The 13535-nt window shown below is 60.4% G+C and carries 13 protein-coding genes; 3 read left to right on the top strand and 10 right to left on the bottom strand.

The features are described from left to right. Position 1: 1 nt before the first annotated feature. Genes LT42_RS15120 through LT42_RS15095 form a run of 6 tightly spaced genes read right to left on the bottom strand, consistent with a single transcriptional unit; the run spans position 2 to position 6966 of the window. Entirely contained in the window at positions 2 to 1357 is a 1356-nt protein-coding gene (locus tag LT42_RS15120) for a DUF58 domain-containing protein (RefSeq protein WP_037014529.1), read from the bottom strand. Continuing rightward, on the bottom strand, positions 1354 to 2427 hold the full coding sequence (locus tag LT42_RS15115; protein WP_037014524.1) for an AAA family ATPase: 1074 nt from the start codon (positions 2425 to 2427) through the stop codon (positions 1354 to 1356). The genes LT42_RS15120 and LT42_RS15115 overlap by 4 nt, the downstream gene beginning before the upstream one ends. Beyond that, positions 2424 to 3644 (bottom strand): DUF4350 domain-containing protein, encoded by a 1221-nt coding sequence (locus LT42_RS15110; RefSeq protein WP_037014522.1) that lies wholly within the window; start codon positions 3642 to 3644, stop codon positions 2424 to 2426. Before LT42_RS15110 ends, LT42_RS15115 begins: the two co-directional genes overlap by 4 nt. Then, positions 3641 to 5248 (bottom strand): DUF4129 domain-containing protein, encoded by a 1608-nt coding sequence (locus LT42_RS15105; RefSeq protein WP_037014519.1) that lies wholly within the window; start codon positions 5246 to 5248, stop codon positions 3641 to 3643. Before LT42_RS15105 ends, LT42_RS15110 begins: the two co-directional genes overlap by 4 nt. Continuing rightward, positions 5235 to 6215, bottom strand: a complete 981-nt coding sequence (locus LT42_RS15100; protein ID WP_037017331.1) for a stage II sporulation protein M — start codon at positions 6213 to 6215, stop codon at positions 5235 to 5237. The genes LT42_RS15105 and LT42_RS15100 overlap by 14 nt, the downstream gene beginning before the upstream one ends. Before the next feature lie 13 nt (positions 6216 to 6228). Continuing rightward, entirely contained in the window at positions 6229 to 6966 is a 738-nt protein-coding gene (locus tag LT42_RS15095; RefSeq protein ID WP_052075293.1) for an RDD family protein, read from the bottom strand. A gap of 234 nt (positions 6967 to 7200) precedes the next feature. Between LT42_RS15095 and sbcB the strand changes: the two genes are divergently transcribed. Then, complete coding sequence (gene sbcB, locus LT42_RS15090; protein ID WP_037014515.1) at positions 7201 to 8631, top strand: exodeoxyribonuclease I; 1431 nt, start codon at positions 7201 to 7203, stop codon at positions 8629 to 8631. 108 nt (positions 8632 to 8739) lie between these two features. Here sbcB and mvaT read toward each other — a convergent pair whose 3' ends face one another. After that, positions 8740 to 9117 (bottom strand): histone-like nucleoid-structuring protein MvaT, encoded by a 378-nt coding sequence (gene mvaT, locus LT42_RS15085; protein WP_037014513.1) that lies wholly within the window; start codon positions 9115 to 9117, stop codon positions 8740 to 8742. 351 nt (positions 9118 to 9468) lie between these two features. On the opposite strand from mvaT, the gene purU reads away from it, so the two are divergent. Both purU and LT42_RS15075 read left to right on the top strand, forming a co-directional pair. Continuing rightward, positions 9469 to 10320, top strand: coding sequence for a formyltetrahydrofolate deformylase (purU, locus tag LT42_RS15080; protein WP_037014511.1), 852 nt, complete (start codon positions 9469 to 9471; stop codon positions 10318 to 10320). An 84-nt stretch (positions 10321 to 10404) separates the two neighbouring features. Beyond that, positions 10405 to 10593 carry a hypothetical protein gene (locus LT42_RS15075; protein ID WP_037014509.1) on the top strand — a complete coding sequence of 63 codons (189 nt, stop codon included), beginning with the start codon at positions 10405 to 10407 and terminating at the stop codon, positions 10591 to 10593. Here LT42_RS15075 and LT42_RS15070 read toward each other — a convergent pair. The 3 genes from LT42_RS15070 to LT42_RS15060 are packed head-to-tail and all read right to left on the bottom strand — an operon-like array spanning position 10570 to position 13446. After that, the gene (locus tag LT42_RS15070; protein ID WP_037014506.1) at positions 10570 to 11565 is read right to left on the bottom strand and encodes a glucosaminyl phosphatidylglycerol flippase; all 996 of its coding nucleotides are present in this window, start codon (positions 11563 to 11565) and stop codon (positions 10570 to 10572) included. The two genes, LT42_RS15075 and LT42_RS15070, sit on opposite strands and share 24 nt — an antisense overlap. Beyond that, positions 11562 to 12341, bottom strand: a complete 780-nt coding sequence (locus LT42_RS15065; protein ID WP_037014504.1) for an N-acetylglucosaminyl phosphatidylglycerol deacetylase — start codon at positions 12339 to 12341, stop codon at positions 11562 to 11564. Before LT42_RS15065 ends, LT42_RS15070 begins: the two co-directional genes overlap by 4 nt. Continuing rightward, entirely contained in the window at positions 12334 to 13446 is a 1113-nt protein-coding gene (locus LT42_RS15060; RefSeq protein WP_420806902.1) for an N-acetylglucosaminyl phosphatidylglycerol synthase, read from the bottom strand. Before LT42_RS15060 ends, LT42_RS15065 begins: the two co-directional genes overlap by 8 nt. Positions 13447 to 13535 lie beyond the last annotated feature (89 nt).

Here is a 13535-nt window from a genome sequence, read left to right as displayed (position 1 = left end):
TTTATAACGCGCCAGCTTTTTTCCAGCTCATGTAGCGGCTCACCAACTCGGGCCCCAGCTCACTGGGGCGCACGTCGAGAACCGGAATCCGGTGGGCGAGCAGTCGATCATGCAGCTCCCCTCGGGCGTTGACTGTCTCAATCGCCCCGCAATAGTCCACAGCCTGTTGCCACGTTTGCACCGGTGCCCGGCGCAGATCATCGAGCACGCCCTCGCGCAGGCTGGCGATCAGCACGCGATGGTGACAGCTCAGTTGCTTGACTGCTTGCAACAGCTGCTCGTCATCTTCGTCCCGCAGGTTGGTGATCATTACCACCAGGGCGCGGCGTTTCTGACGCGCGAGCAGCCTGTTCACCGCCGCAGCGTAGTCGGCAGGACGCTGGGTCGCGTTCACGGCGTAAAGCTGGTTTAACAGCACATTCAGTCGGCTCGCGCCTTTGACGGGCGCAAGATAGCGGTCCTTATCCCCTGCGAACGTTGAAACACCCACTGCGTCGCCTTGCCTCAACGCCACATAGGCCAACAGCAGGCAGGCGTTCAGTGCGTGGTCGAAATGCGACAGGTCTGCGTCCTGGCTGCGCATGCGTCGGCCGCAATCGAGCATGAAGAGGATCTGCTGATCGCGTTCGTCCTGATATTCCCGGGCGATGGGCGCGCGATGCCGCGCGGTGGCTTTCCAGTCAATCTGGCGCAGGCTGTCGCCTTCGCGAAACTCACGAAGTTGATGGAATTCCAGCCCCAGCCCCCGCCGTGGATGCTGACGAACACCCATCTGCCTGAGCCAGTTTTCGACGCCTGGCAGCTGCCCGTTGTGCAGCCGCGAGAAATCCGGGTACACCCGGACGGTGCTGACATCTGGCAGATAGCGCCTGGAGAACCACAGGCGTAACGGGCTGCGGATATGGATTTCGGTTTGCTCGAGCGAGAAATCACCCCGACTGGCGAAGCGCAGTCGATAGGTCAGCTGGGCTGTGCGCTGCGGACGCAAAACGACGTGCTGCGGCAGATTCACGGTTTCGTAGCGCGCGTGCGGCTCCGAAGGCCCGTGATCAAAGAGCGACAACGAAAGCGCGCGCGGGGAATCGTGCTCCAGTTCAACGCGCACTTCGCTCCAGCGTCCCATCGCCAGGCTGCTGTTCATATGGCGTTTGACCCGAGGGGACGGGAGGCGCCACAGCCAGAGCGCATCCAGCACAGCCACGACAGTCAGCAGCGAAAGCAGAACCCAGAAAAGACCATCCAGCTTTGCAACCGGGCCTCGCCCAAGCGCCTGCAACACGCCGAGCAACAGGGATACGCCGAGCAGAACGGCCAGCCACCCAAGCAGGGGTTTTGACGGCGTGAGCAGTGACTTCATCGGCGCGGCGCTGCCACCTGATCCAGCAGTTGCTTGAGCACTTGATCCACGGTCGTCCCTTCCATGTCCAGTTCAGGTGCGAGCCGCACCCGATGACGCAGCACCGCCAGCGCGCAGCCCTTGATGTCGTCGGGCAGGACAAACTCTCCACCGCGCAGCAGCGTTCGCGCACGGGCTCCCCTGACCAGAGCGATGGACGCCCGCGGGCCTGCCCCCAGCGCGAGGCCGGGCCAGGTGCGCGTCGCCCGTGCCAGCCGCACGGCGTAGTCAAGCACCTGGTCATCCGCCGGCAGCTCGCTGGCGATTCGTTGCAGCGCCTGCACATCCCGGGCTTGCAGCAGCGTGCGTAATGGCTGCACATCAAGCATGTCGGAACGCGTTGAGCGGGTGACCTGGCGCACCATTTCCAGCTCCTGCTCCGCCTGCGGGTAGTCCATGCGCACCTTGAGCATGAAACGGTCTAGTTCGGCTTCGGGCAGCGGATAAGTGCCTTCCTGCTCGATCGGGTTCTGCGTCGCCAGCACCATAAACGGTTGCGGGACGGCAAGGGCGCGGCCTTCCAGCGTGACCTGACGTTCCTGCATCGCTTCAAGCAGCGCCGCCTGGGTCTTCGCCGGTGCGCGGTTGATCTCGTCGGCAAGCAGCAGGTGGGTAAAAAGCGGCCCCTTGCGCAGCTTGAATTGCTCGCTTTGCATGTCATAAACGGCGTGGCCGGTGACATCGCTGGGCATCAGGTCGGGTGTGAACTGAATGCGCGCAAAGTCGCCGCCAAAGCACCGGGCCAGTGCCCGCACCAGCAGTGTCTTGCCCAGACCGGGTACGCCTTCGAGCAACACATGGCCACCGCCGATCAGGGCAGTCAGCACGTCATCGATGACAGCATCCTGCCCGATGAGCGCTTTTTGAAGTTCGTGTCGCACCGCCTGCGCCAGATGAATTGCCCGTTGACGCTGCTGCGCCGGATTACTGGTGGGAGCGGCTTGAGGTTCAGCGTCTCTTGTATCCCGGGTCGGCTCGCCAGGATGAAGCTCATGGCTGACGTGGCTCGGCTCGGTCGGTTGATCGCTCATAAGGCATTCCTGAGGGTTTGCAGGTAGGCAACCTGACGGGTGAATTCGCTGCTGGAAAGGCGCTGCTCGGGCCGTGGACGTAGCGCCTTGCCGACGCTGCTGGTGGACTGACCTGTCATGCGCGCCAGTGTTTGCCATTGTTCGGTCACCGCCAGCGTTTCAAAGCCTGGGTGACGTTGCCGGGCGCGAGTGAAGATGTCCTGTTGCAGGGCGCGCAGCGCAGCGTGGTGACCTTCGCGGCGAAGGATGAAATCGGCACTGGCACGCAGGTGTTCGCTGAGCTGCCGTCGCCCGCGATCATGGGTTGGCACCATCGGGCCATGGCGCGTGCCGGCACGCCAGACGATCGTGACGAGACACAGCGCCAAGACAAACAATGCCTGGGGGAAGTACTTCCCGAGCAAACCGAACAGGTTGTCGTGGTCGGTGCGCAGCAACATCGTGACGGTGCTGTCCTGGCTTAGATACCAGAGCAGCCAGGCGTTGTCGTATCCACCGATGGCGTCGGTCTTCCAAAGCTCGGCGTCGGTCACGACGGTGATCAGCCCGTTGCCGTAAACCATCTGCAGCAGATGCGTGGCGTCGGCGCTGTTGGCCCACGACCGCGCATGGTCCTCAGGGTCATCAAGATGGAATGCCGGATCGAAGCTCATGTACGCCGGGTCGTTTTCGTTCTGGACGTACAGTCGGGTCAGCTCAGGCCAGGGCATTTCCGGAGCCTGAAGTTCCGGGACGCTCAGCGGGATGACAGGTTTGATTTGGGCGCGCTGCCGCTCGCGGTCCTGTTCTTGAAGGTCTCGGGACAGGAATTGGCGAAGCTGCAGCGCATCCAGCAGGAGATCACCGCTGTTGCCACGGTCTTCATCCCATATCTGCTCGGCGACAAACAGCAGCCGGCCGCCGGAACGTGCCCACGCCAGTACGCGGTTGACCTCGGAAGGTGTCATGTTTTCCCGTGAGTCCAGGAGCATCAGTGTCTGCGGCTGCTTGCCAAGCTCCGGGAGGGTCGTCAGCGTCTGGGCATTCTTTACTTCCATGCCTTGCTTGCGCAGAAACGTCTGCGCGGCGAGGTAAGGATTGGCTCGTGCTTCGGGAGACGGACCCTGATCGACGGTTTCCTGGTAGCGCTCCAGACGCTTGAATAGGGGGACACTGGCAATGGCCACGCTCACCAACATCAGCATAACGACCAGCCCGATGATCCATCGCCGACTCATGCCGTGACCCCGGGCGTGAACAGCTTCCGCCAGCCTTCGCAGAGCAAGTGCCGCGCCTGCTCAGGCGGAGTTTGATGCCCATAGGCAAGATTCTGCCAATGCCGCGTCAGCTCGCTGCTGAATTCATTGAGGCTCGGCTGGTTGAGTTCGGCGATGCGCGCCAGTATCTGGCCTTCGGTGTCGGCAGTTTTAAGAGGCAGGCGGTAGTCGGTCACCAGGCGGCTCAGCAGCGCCCGGTACAGCAGGCCCAACGCCTCGCGGGGCGACGTAAGCCAGAGTTTCTCGGCTGCGGCTGCGACGTCTGCCGGCAGGGTCTCAGCGCGAAGTTGCAGGCCGAACAGTTGCTGAGGGGCGTTCGTGGAGCGGGCACGTCTGGTCGGAGTTCTTCCGACGAACGTCGCCAGCCATGCCCGATATCGCCAGATTACCCACGCGGACGTCAGTACGAGCAGCGACCACAACAACACCTCGAATGCCGCCGACAGGGTTTTACCTACGTTCAGCAGGCTCACCACAAGCTGCGCGATCCAGTCAGGCGTCGCCCTGGAACCAGCACGGTGCCCGGTCTGCGCGAGGCGCCAGCCGGACTCCACTTTCGGGTTCTTGAAGGGGGGGTGCTCCAGCACTGAGTGGGCAGCGCCCCGTGATGCCTCGCTGGTCAAGGGCTGGGCAAGCAGGCGCGGCGAATCCGGCGGTGCTGCGTCGAGGTCGGTCTGTGGGTTATCCAGTGGGGGCAGCGGGCAGCTGTAGCCCGACTCGGCGGGAACCGCTTCGGCCTCTGATAAGTCCGCCATTGCCGGAACGGGCAGCAAGGCCACAGTGAGAAAACTGCTCAAAAGGATCGTCAGCGCGCTGCCAAGGACACGCTGCCGGAGTTTGCGAAAACCCAGTTCAATGTCCCATGCCTCCAGCGTGGTTCGCCGATTAAGGTAAAGCGCAAACCCGCACGAGACATAAACCGGCCCCCAGACGACCAGTACCAGAGCATAAAACCCGTTGGTCAGATGCTCCAGCCAGTTCCACTCACCTTCAACGTCCAGCAGGCTGCGCCAGGACCAGTCCGCTTCGATCTGCGGCGGGATCATCGCGTAGAACAGCGCCATCAGTCCGAGCCAGAAGGTCAGTTCGATCGCGCTGCCCGCCGCAGTTAACCATCGCGCGATCATGACGTTGTTTTGGCCGAGCACGGCCAGGCGATGCGCACGCGGCAGGCCGTCGAGGCCTTCGAGTTGTTGCACCGGCTGAAAGAAGGCGCGGCTGAGGCTGAAACGGCGCCAGGTCAGGCTTGCAATCAATTGCGGCTTGAGCACCGAGGGGAAGTGTTTCAGTGCCTGCTTCAAAGAAGGTGCCGAACCAAACAGTGCCTGCGACAGGATCAGCAGCGGCAGACGCTCGTACGCAGGTTTCAGCCACCAGAATACGAGGATTGCCAGCGAGGGGTAGTCCCATAGCAGCACCGTCAGCAGCGTGAAGAGAGGCAACGTGACAATGGCCCAACTGAGCATCAACAAGGTGCGGTGCTTCTGAGCCAGCAATATTCCGAGGTCCAGGGCTTCCCAGGGCGTGCGGGGGCGAATGGCCACGCTGGCGTCAATCAGGCGCATGGGGCGTGCGTCCGGCAAGAGTCAGATAGGTGCAGACCAGCAACCACAGCGCGGCACCCACCAGATATTTAGCCCCCGCTGACGGCCAGGTCATCGACGACCAGTACGCTTCGATAAACGCCGCGATCAATAGGAACATCATTACGCCGCCGATCAGTCGCACGCTGATGATTGCAGCCCCGCGAAGAGCTTCACTTCGGCGCAGGCGGCCGGGAGAGACCAGCGCCCAGCCCAGTTTCAGCCCGGCAGCGCCCGCCAGCATGATGCCTGTCAGTTCAAAGGCGCTGTGCCCCGCCACGAACGGCCAAAACGTATTGCCAAGGCCCGCCTGCGTCAGATGGCCTGCAACCGCTCCGATCATTACGCCGTTGAAGAACAGAAAAAACAGGCTGCCGATACCGAAGAACACACCGCTGGCGAATGTCTGGAAAGCGATGCCGACGTTGTGCATGACGTAGTACCCGAACATCAACCCGTCGGTACTCGACGTGCGCTCGGCGGCCAGGCCGATGCGCCGTGCAGCGGGTTCGTACATGGCGTGCATTTCAGCGACATCGGCGGGGCTGACCAGGCTGTATATCAGGTCCGCAGAACCGTAGACCAGAAGCCCCATGAGCATAAGGCTGCCGAAGAACAACAGCCCGGCGAGCGCCACCCAGCGCCATTCGGCACGCACCGCACGCGGGAACTCCGCGAGGACAAAGCCAAGCAATTGCACGGCGAAGTGGCTTCTATGGCGATACAGCTGCTGGTGGCCGCGCGTCGCAAGCTGCTGGAGCTCCTCGACCAGATAGCTTGTGTATCCGCGGTCGAGCGCCAGCGCCAGGTGCTGGCAGATCTGTCGATACTCCCGGCTGAACCCGACGGCAGATTCGCTTTTGCGGCGGCTGCGCTCCAAGTCGTCAAGCCGTGCCGCAAAGCGTTGCCAGCTCTCCTGATGGCGCTGCTCGAACAGATTCTGCTTCATGCCGATTTCCGCGTCATGGGGCACCGACCAGGCTGTGAGCAATGCCATTCAACTGCCGGACCGGGTGATGTGGATCTGCAGTGGAGGACAGCTGCAACGGCTGTGTGACGATCGCGGCAAGTTCCTGAGCTCTGGCGGGGGACAGCGAGCCTAGCCGCTCTGCAAATGCGCTGATAACACGTTGTTCTTCCAGGGTGAGAGGTAAGGGCGGGAGACACGCAGCGGCTTCAATCAATGCCGGCCGCTGCGCAGGCAGGTCCCGGTAGATCACCAAAGTGTCTGCGGCAAGATCGCCAAGGCGTTTGAAGTTCGGATGCTGCAGGCACGCAAACCCACCCACGCAGTAGCCGAACGGCAGCATGTCGACAAAACGCAGCAGGTTGCGCAACACCGACGCAGCCCAGCCGACCGGTGTGCCGTCATCGTGAACGACGCGCAGCCCCATGATCTGTTTGCCTGGCGTGCGCCCCTGGTGCAGTACTTCGAAGAGCACCATATAGCCCCATGTTCCGAGAAACAGCGCGAGCATGAACAGCCCGGTCCCGAAGTCCCCCAGCGTACCCAGCAGAAAGAACAGCGTGCCGAGCACGACACCACGGATCATCAGGTCGATGGCAAATGCGAGCGAGCGGGAGATGACGCCGGCCGGGCGCAGTACGAGATAGATGCCTTCAGGCGTTTCGATGCGTACGCGGGTATCCAGCGCTGGCGGCGGGGCAGTCATGCTGGGCTCTGCACGCGTGGGGGACATAAATTAAGGTACGCCGGTGAAAGAGGTTTGATGCTAGCCACGCGGAGGTGGCTAAGCAACCGGATGATTCTGGCAGATGCGTGGGAAGTGTCCTGTTACAACTTGCTTGCTCTTGAGCGCCGTCACTTTCCCACAAACTGTGTCGCGATATCCTCTGCGATCCAAAGGCGGCGGTGAGGGCTGACGCATAAGGGCATCTGTTAGACTCGACCGGTCTTTGTTCAGGATCAGCCCGTGACTTCCAGCATCTTCTGGTACGACTACGAAACCACCGGGATCAATCCCCGTAATGATCGCCCGCTGCAAGTGGCGGGCATTCGCACCGATGATCAGCTCAACGAGATCGGCGAGCCGATCAATCTTTATTGCCAGCCCAGTGACGACATCCTGCCTCACCCGGCGGCCTGTCTGGTCACGGGGATCACACCGCAGCGGCTCGCGGAAAAGGGCCTGTGTGAAGCGGATTTCATGACTCGGCTCCACGCTGAAATGTCACGGCCCGGCACCTGCGGCGCAGGCTACAACACCCTGCGCTTTGACGATGAGATGACCCGCTACAGTCTTTACCGCAACTTCTTCGATCCCTATGCCCGTGAGTGGCAAGGCGGTAACAGTCGCTGGGATTTGATCGATGTGGTGCGCACGGCCTATGCGCTGCGTCCGGAGGGCATTGTCTGGCCGGAAGAAGACGGACGGGTCACGCTGAAACTGGAGCGGTTGACCGCGGCCAACGGAATCGACCATGGCCATGCCCATGATGCGTTGTCCGACGTCCGTGCAACGATTGCGCTGGCGCGTCTGGTCCGTGACAAACAACCGAAGCTCTACAGTTACCTGTTTGAGTTGCGCAACAAGCACAAGGTGCAGGATCAGATCCGATTGATGCAGCCGCTCGTACATATATCCGGTCGGTTTTCTGCCGCGCGTAGTTATGTGAGCGTGGTACTTCCGCTGGCCTGGCATCCGGTCAACCGAAACGCGTTGATCGTATGTGACCTCTTTCATGACCACAGCCCTTTGCTGGACGAAGACGGCGAGAGTTTGCGTCAGCGTTTATATACCCGCCGCGAGGATCTGCTCGACGGCCAGTTACCGATTCCGCTCAAACTTTTGCATGTGAACAAGTGCCCCGTCATCGCCCCGCTGAGCGTGCTGCGTGAAGAAGATCGGCAGCGCCTGCAGATCGATATGGATGTTTATAAAACCCGAGTGGCGGCGTTAAACGACGGGCAAGCGATCTGGCAAGACAAGTTGAAAAGTGTTTATTCGAGTGAGAACTTCGCGGCCAGCGAGGACCCGGAGCAACAGTTATACGACGGCTTCATCAATGATCGCGACCGGCGTCTCTGCGAACAGGTGAGAACGGCAGAGCCGCAGCAGCTGGCCACCGATGTCTGGCCGTTCGACGATCCACGGTTGCCCGAATTACTTTTCCGCTATCGCGCCCGCAACTTTGCCGAAACGTTGAGCGCTGTCGAACAGCAACGCTGGCAAGCGTTTTGCCGATTGCGCCTGAGTGACCCCGAAGCCGGCGCGCCCAATACACTCAAGGCGTTCAGTCGTGCACTGGTCGAGCGCTCACTGAAAGCGACCCCGGAGCAACTCAAAGTCCTCGCCCAGTGGCAGGAATACTCCCTGGATTTGAAACAGCGCTTGGGACTCTGAACCACCGGGCACTGTGACTAAAGGACAGTCATAAAAAACGCCAGCATGGGCTGGCGTTCTTCAATAGGATCGTACATCTCTACGCGATGGCGGACGCCCTACCTGGAATTAATCCAGCAGAGTTGCCCAACCTTCAACTTCGTCGCCGCCCCACTTGGCTTTCCACTCTTTCAACGTCTTGTGGTTGCCACCTTTGGTTTCGATGATCTCACCGTTGTGCGGGTTCTTGTATTGTTTGACCTTGCGAGCGCGCTTGGTGCCGACCGGTTTTGCAGCAGCGCCACGTGGTGCCTTCATTTTGGATTCTGGGTCCAGCAGCGCGATGATGTCACGCAGGGACTTTTGATATTCACCCATCAACGTGCGCAGTTTGCCTTCGAACTCAAGTTCTTTCTGCAGTTTGTCGTCTTGTTGCAGGTTCTGCAGGCGGGCTTGCAGTTCTTTGATGGCTTCTTCTGTTGCGCGGTATTCGTTGATCAGTGACATGGGGATGACCTATGTTGTGATGTGAGGGGCGTGAGCAATGGCCGCATAATAATCAGAGTGTTTACGCAAGTAAACATTTAAGAAAAGTTTTATCTGTAGCATTTTGAAATAGCCTCAGACGCGACCCCGTTTTAGATACACATGTCACGTTATAGATCGCAATGACCCTACCGTTTACAAGTGCAGTTTCTGGCGCCGTGTATCCGCCGTCAGTGCCCCGCCGGAGCAGTTGTGCATTATCGGCGGTGGGGTGCGCTTTTTTGCCGCCGCAAATGAGCGGCATCGGAATACTGCACAGTTCTCGGGTAATCGCTAGAATGGCGGCCTTTGCGAAGTTCTGGAGTTTTTCACATGCGCACTTTTCGTCTGGTGATTGCTTGCCCGGACCGTGTTGGTATCGTTGCCAAGGTCAGTAACTTTCTGGCGTCATACAATGGCTGGATCACCGAAGCGAGCCATCACTCCGACAGTCTCAGCGGCTGGTTTTTCATGCGCCATGAAATCCGCGCCGATTCGTTGCCCTTCGATCTGGAAGGTTTTCGCCAGGCCTTTGCGCCCATCGCCGATGAATTTTCGATGGACTGGCGCATTACCGACTCCGCACAAAAGAAGCGCGTTGTGCTCATGGCGAGCAGGGAGTCCCATTGTCTGGCCGACTTGCTGCACCGCTGGCACAGCGACGAACTGTATTGCGAAATCGCCTGCGTGATTTCCAACCATCAAGACTTGCGCAGCATGGTCGAGTGGCACAACATTCCTTATTACCACGTGCCGGTTGACCCTCAAGACAAACAGCCGGCGTTCGCCGAAGTCTCCCGCCTGGTCAAGCACCATGAAGCTGACGTAGTTGTACTTGCGCGCTACATGCAGATCCTGCCACCGCAGTTGTGCCGCGAATACGCGCATCAGGTGATTAATATTCACCACAGCTTCCTGCCTTCGTTTGTCGGCGCCAAGCCTTACCATCAGGCGTCACTGCGCGGCGTGAAACTCATTGGCGCCACGTGCCACTATGTCACCGAAGAACTGGACGCCGGTCCTATCATCGAGCAGGACGTGGTGCGTGTCAGCCATCGTGACAGTATCGAAAACATGGTGCGTTTCGGTCGGGACGTGGAAAAGATGGTGCTGGCTCGCGGCCTGCGCGCGCACCTGGAAGACCGTGTGCTGGTGCATGACAACAAGACAGTGGTGTTCGATTAAACCGCATTGCTGCGCCGGACTTGCGCCGGCGCTTCGGGTGGCGGGCAGGTCAGCAGGTTCTACTGAAAGGCAGGGGCATCCAATATGAGCAACCCATTCGACAAGGCCACCTCCAAAGCCCCGCCGACCGTAGGGGAGGGCTGCCTGAGTCGTTACGACGTCGATGCGATGACGGCGCAGGACGGCGCCGAATTCGAGGGGGCCGAAGCGTTGTGGAAGCAGCTGATGCCGGCAGAGCCAGACGAACAGTCAGGCGGCCTTGATCCGCAGTAGCTTGTGCAGCAACGGCCGCCCCACCATCAGCAGGAATACCGGCCCGCCCGCCACCAGATAAAAGTAATAAGTAACGATCCGCCAGATCAGGATCGCGGCAGCGGCCGTCGACTTGCCAACCATCGGCGCCAGCAGGGCGGCGGAGGTCAGTTCAGCGGCGCCGGCCCCACCCGGTGAAAGGCTGAATTGCCCGGCACTCAGCGACAGCATCTGCACCAGAAACGTCCACGCCCAATCGATATTGGCGCTTAACCCCTGCAGCGCCAGGTAAAGCACGCTGTAACGCAAACTCCAGTGAACGCAGGTCAATGCAAATACCTGAAACAGGATGCGGTGGGGCATCTTCCAGGTTTCAGCCAGTGCGTCCCGAAAATGCAGCAGCTTGCGCGCCCATCGTATGCGCGTACTGTTTTTGCGCTTCAAGCGTTTGAGTACGCGACCGTTGAACAGAATGATTCGTCGGTGATACCGCGCGAAACCGGCGCAAGCGCAGAGTCCGGCACCGATCAATAGCGCGCTCGCTATCAGCATCCATTCGAGGTTTTCGCTAAGTTTATGGAACACGGCATAAATCAGAATGCCGATCAGCGCCATCAGGAAGAACACCAGGTCCATCAGCTGATCAGTGGCGAAGGCCGCCGTGCTTTTCGCAGGCCCAATGCCGCTGCGCGAGAGCAACGCGACCAGCGTCAGTGGCGCTCCGCTGCCCCCTGGCGTGGCGCAATACGCGAACTCGGTCGCCATCACCACCGCCAGGCTTTTGCGCAAGCCGAGCCCGCTTGCGCTGTCGCCGAGCAGCAGGCGCAGGCGCATGGTGTTCATGCACCAGCCCACCAAGACCATGGCGAACATGCCGATGAGCAGCAGGATCGGAAAGTTGCGCAGGCGGTGGAACATGTCCGCCCCGCCCATGAAAAACGGAATGAGCAGGGCGAGAATCAGCGCTGCTGCGAGCCAGCCTAATCGCCTCACGCCACGGACCTGGAGACATTCAAGGCCTGCAGCCACGCAAATTTGGTCATCGGCTTGCGGCCTTTATCCAGCAGACGCTCAAGGACTTGCAGCCAGTAACGGCGAGAGAATTCATGGCGCATGTCGACGGGGTGAAGCCCCAGACGGAGCGTTGCGGCGTTTTGCAAATGAGCCTCGCGATGATCGCTGATGATTTTTGATACGCCTCGGCGCCAGGCACTGCGAGCGCTCCAGACGATACCCGGCGCATCGATCCGGGAAAAGTCCGGCAAACGATACAAGTGTTGGGCATCACTTGTGTAGTCCAAAGGCAGTTTTCGCAGCGCATTGCGTGTGCCGTCGCTCATCAGCCACGCAGGGGCGACGAATCCGTGGAGCGGCCATTCATTGCGCGTGAACACTTCGATGCCGGCTTCGAGTCGCTGCAACGCTTGTTGCTCGGTCAGGGTATAGAACTCGCCTTCCCATGTGTAAATACGCCGCATGAAGAAGCCTTGAGGGGTTCGCGGAGGAGGGCTGTCGTCGCAATGGTAATAGCCGTGCAGCGCCAACTCATCGCCTCGGGCCAGACGCCGGCGCATCAACCGCTGAAAGTCAGGATTGGCGTCGATTCGGTCCTGCTTGTGGAAATCAGGCACCACCAGCCAAGTGATAGGGATATTGCCCATCGCATCGACGGCTTCCACAAAGGGGCGGTAATCCGGCCAGGTCTGGGGTGCCACGTCATGAAGGACCAGCATCACGCTGCGCTGTGCATTTATAGAGTGTTCAACCATGAGCGTAGACCGGCTGATGGGCGCCAAGCACTGCCCGATAATGGCCAAGCAGGCCGTTGACTACGTTATCCCACGCGTAATGCGCCTCGACATGACGCCGCGCATCCGCACCTCTCGCTGCGACATCCGTGCTGAACAATTGACGAACCGCGGCGGCCATTGCAATCGGGTGGTTGGGTTCGCAGAGCAATCCGCAACGCTCGGGAATGATCTCGCGGAATGCCCCTGCCTCTACCGCTACCACCGGGATACCGCTGGCCATGGCTTCGATCACCACCAGGCCAAAGGTTTCCTGGTCGCCTGCGTGCACCAATGCGTCAGCGCTGGCCAAAAGGCGTGCGACCTCAACGGCCGGTCGGAACTCGCCCATCACGGTCACGTTGTCCGGCACGCCAGCGGGCATGTGCGAGCCCACCAGCAGGAGGTGATAGCCAGCGCCCAGAGCCTTCATGCAATCGAGCAGAACTGGCAGGTTCTTTTCCTTGGATCCGCGACCGGCGAACATCAGCAGCCGGGTTTCTTCGCTGAGGCCGAGTTCGGTTTTCAGCCCGGGGTCGCGGCGAGAAGGGTGAAAGGTCAGTAGGTCGACCCCCAATGGCTGCACATGCACGTCTTTGACGCCGAGGCGGATCAGCTTGTCCGCCATCGCAGCGCTTGGCGCCAGCACTCGGTCGAAGTTGCCGTAGAGTTTGCTGACGTAGTTCTCGACATTCGCGCCTAGCCACGCGCCGATCCGGTTGCTCACCAACAGCGGCAAATCCGAATGATAGAAACCAATGACGGGCACATCCAGCTGACGGCGGGCGTTCAGCGCCGCCCAGGCCGTCAGGTAAGGATCGCCGACCTCGATCAGGTCGGGCCTTAACGATTGCAATGCATCCCGCCACGGCCCGACGCGTATCGGAAAACGGTAACCGTTGCCAAACGGCACGGGCGGCGCGGGGACGCGGTACACACCGTCCTCATGGCTGCTTTGCGGGCCGGGAATGAGCAGGCTGTGTCGCACGTCCGGGTAGGCCGCCAGTCGACGATGTTTAGCGTCAAGATAGGTGCGCACGCCACCGCTGGCAGGGGCGTAGAACATGGTCATGTCAGCGATATGCACAGTGAACCTCCGTCCGTGTCTGGTGCTTCTGGTTGACCATCTACCGATACAGATGTTCGGTTGCAGGTCGTCGGTGGACGCGTTCGGCG

Source organism: Pseudomonas lutea, assembly GCF_000759445.1.
GTDB lineage: Bacteria > Pseudomonadota > Gammaproteobacteria > Pseudomonadales > Pseudomonadaceae > Aquipseudomonas > Aquipseudomonas lutea.
The sequence above is the reverse complement of the archived record's forward strand: the minus strand, read 5'-3'. Positions and strand labels throughout refer to the sequence as shown.

Excerpts from the sequence above, each read along its gene's own strand:
- purU (WP_037014511.1), top strand. The coding sequence starts at position 9,469 with ATGCGCACTTTTCGTCTGGTGATTGCTTGCCCGGACCGTGTTGGTATC.
- LT42_RS15115 (WP_037014524.1), bottom strand. The coding sequence starts at position 2,427 with ATGAGCGATCAACCGACCGAGCCGAGCCACGTCAGCCATGAGCTTCAT.
- LT42_RS15105 (WP_037014519.1), bottom strand. The coding sequence starts at position 5,248 with ATGCGCCTGATTGACGCCAGCGTGGCCATTCGCCCCCGCACGCCCTGG.
- LT42_RS15100 (WP_037017331.1), bottom strand. The coding sequence starts at position 6,215 with ATGAAGCAGAATCTGTTCGAGCAGCGCCATCAGGAGAGCTGGCAACGC.
- LT42_RS15120 (WP_037014529.1), bottom strand. The coding sequence starts at position 1,357 with ATGAAGTCACTGCTCACGCCGTCAAAACCCCTGCTTGGGTGGCTGGCC.
- LT42_RS15110 (WP_037014522.1), bottom strand. The coding sequence starts at position 3,644 with ATGAGTCGGCGATGGATCATCGGGCTGGTCGTTATGCTGATGTTGGTG.
- LT42_RS15095 (WP_052075293.1), bottom strand. The coding sequence starts at position 6,966 with ATGTCCCCCACGCGTGCAGAGCCCAGCATGACTGCCCCGCCGCCAGCG.
- LT42_RS15065 (WP_037014504.1), bottom strand. The coding sequence starts at position 12,341 with ATGGTTGAACACTCTATAAATGCACAGCGCAGCGTGATGCTGGTCCTT.
- mvaT (WP_037014513.1), bottom strand. The coding sequence starts at position 9,117 with ATGTCACTGATCAACGAATACCGCGCAACAGAAGAAGCCATCAAAGAA.
- LT42_RS15075 (WP_037014509.1), top strand. The coding sequence starts at position 10,405 with ATGAGCAACCCATTCGACAAGGCCACCTCCAAAGCCCCGCCGACCGTA.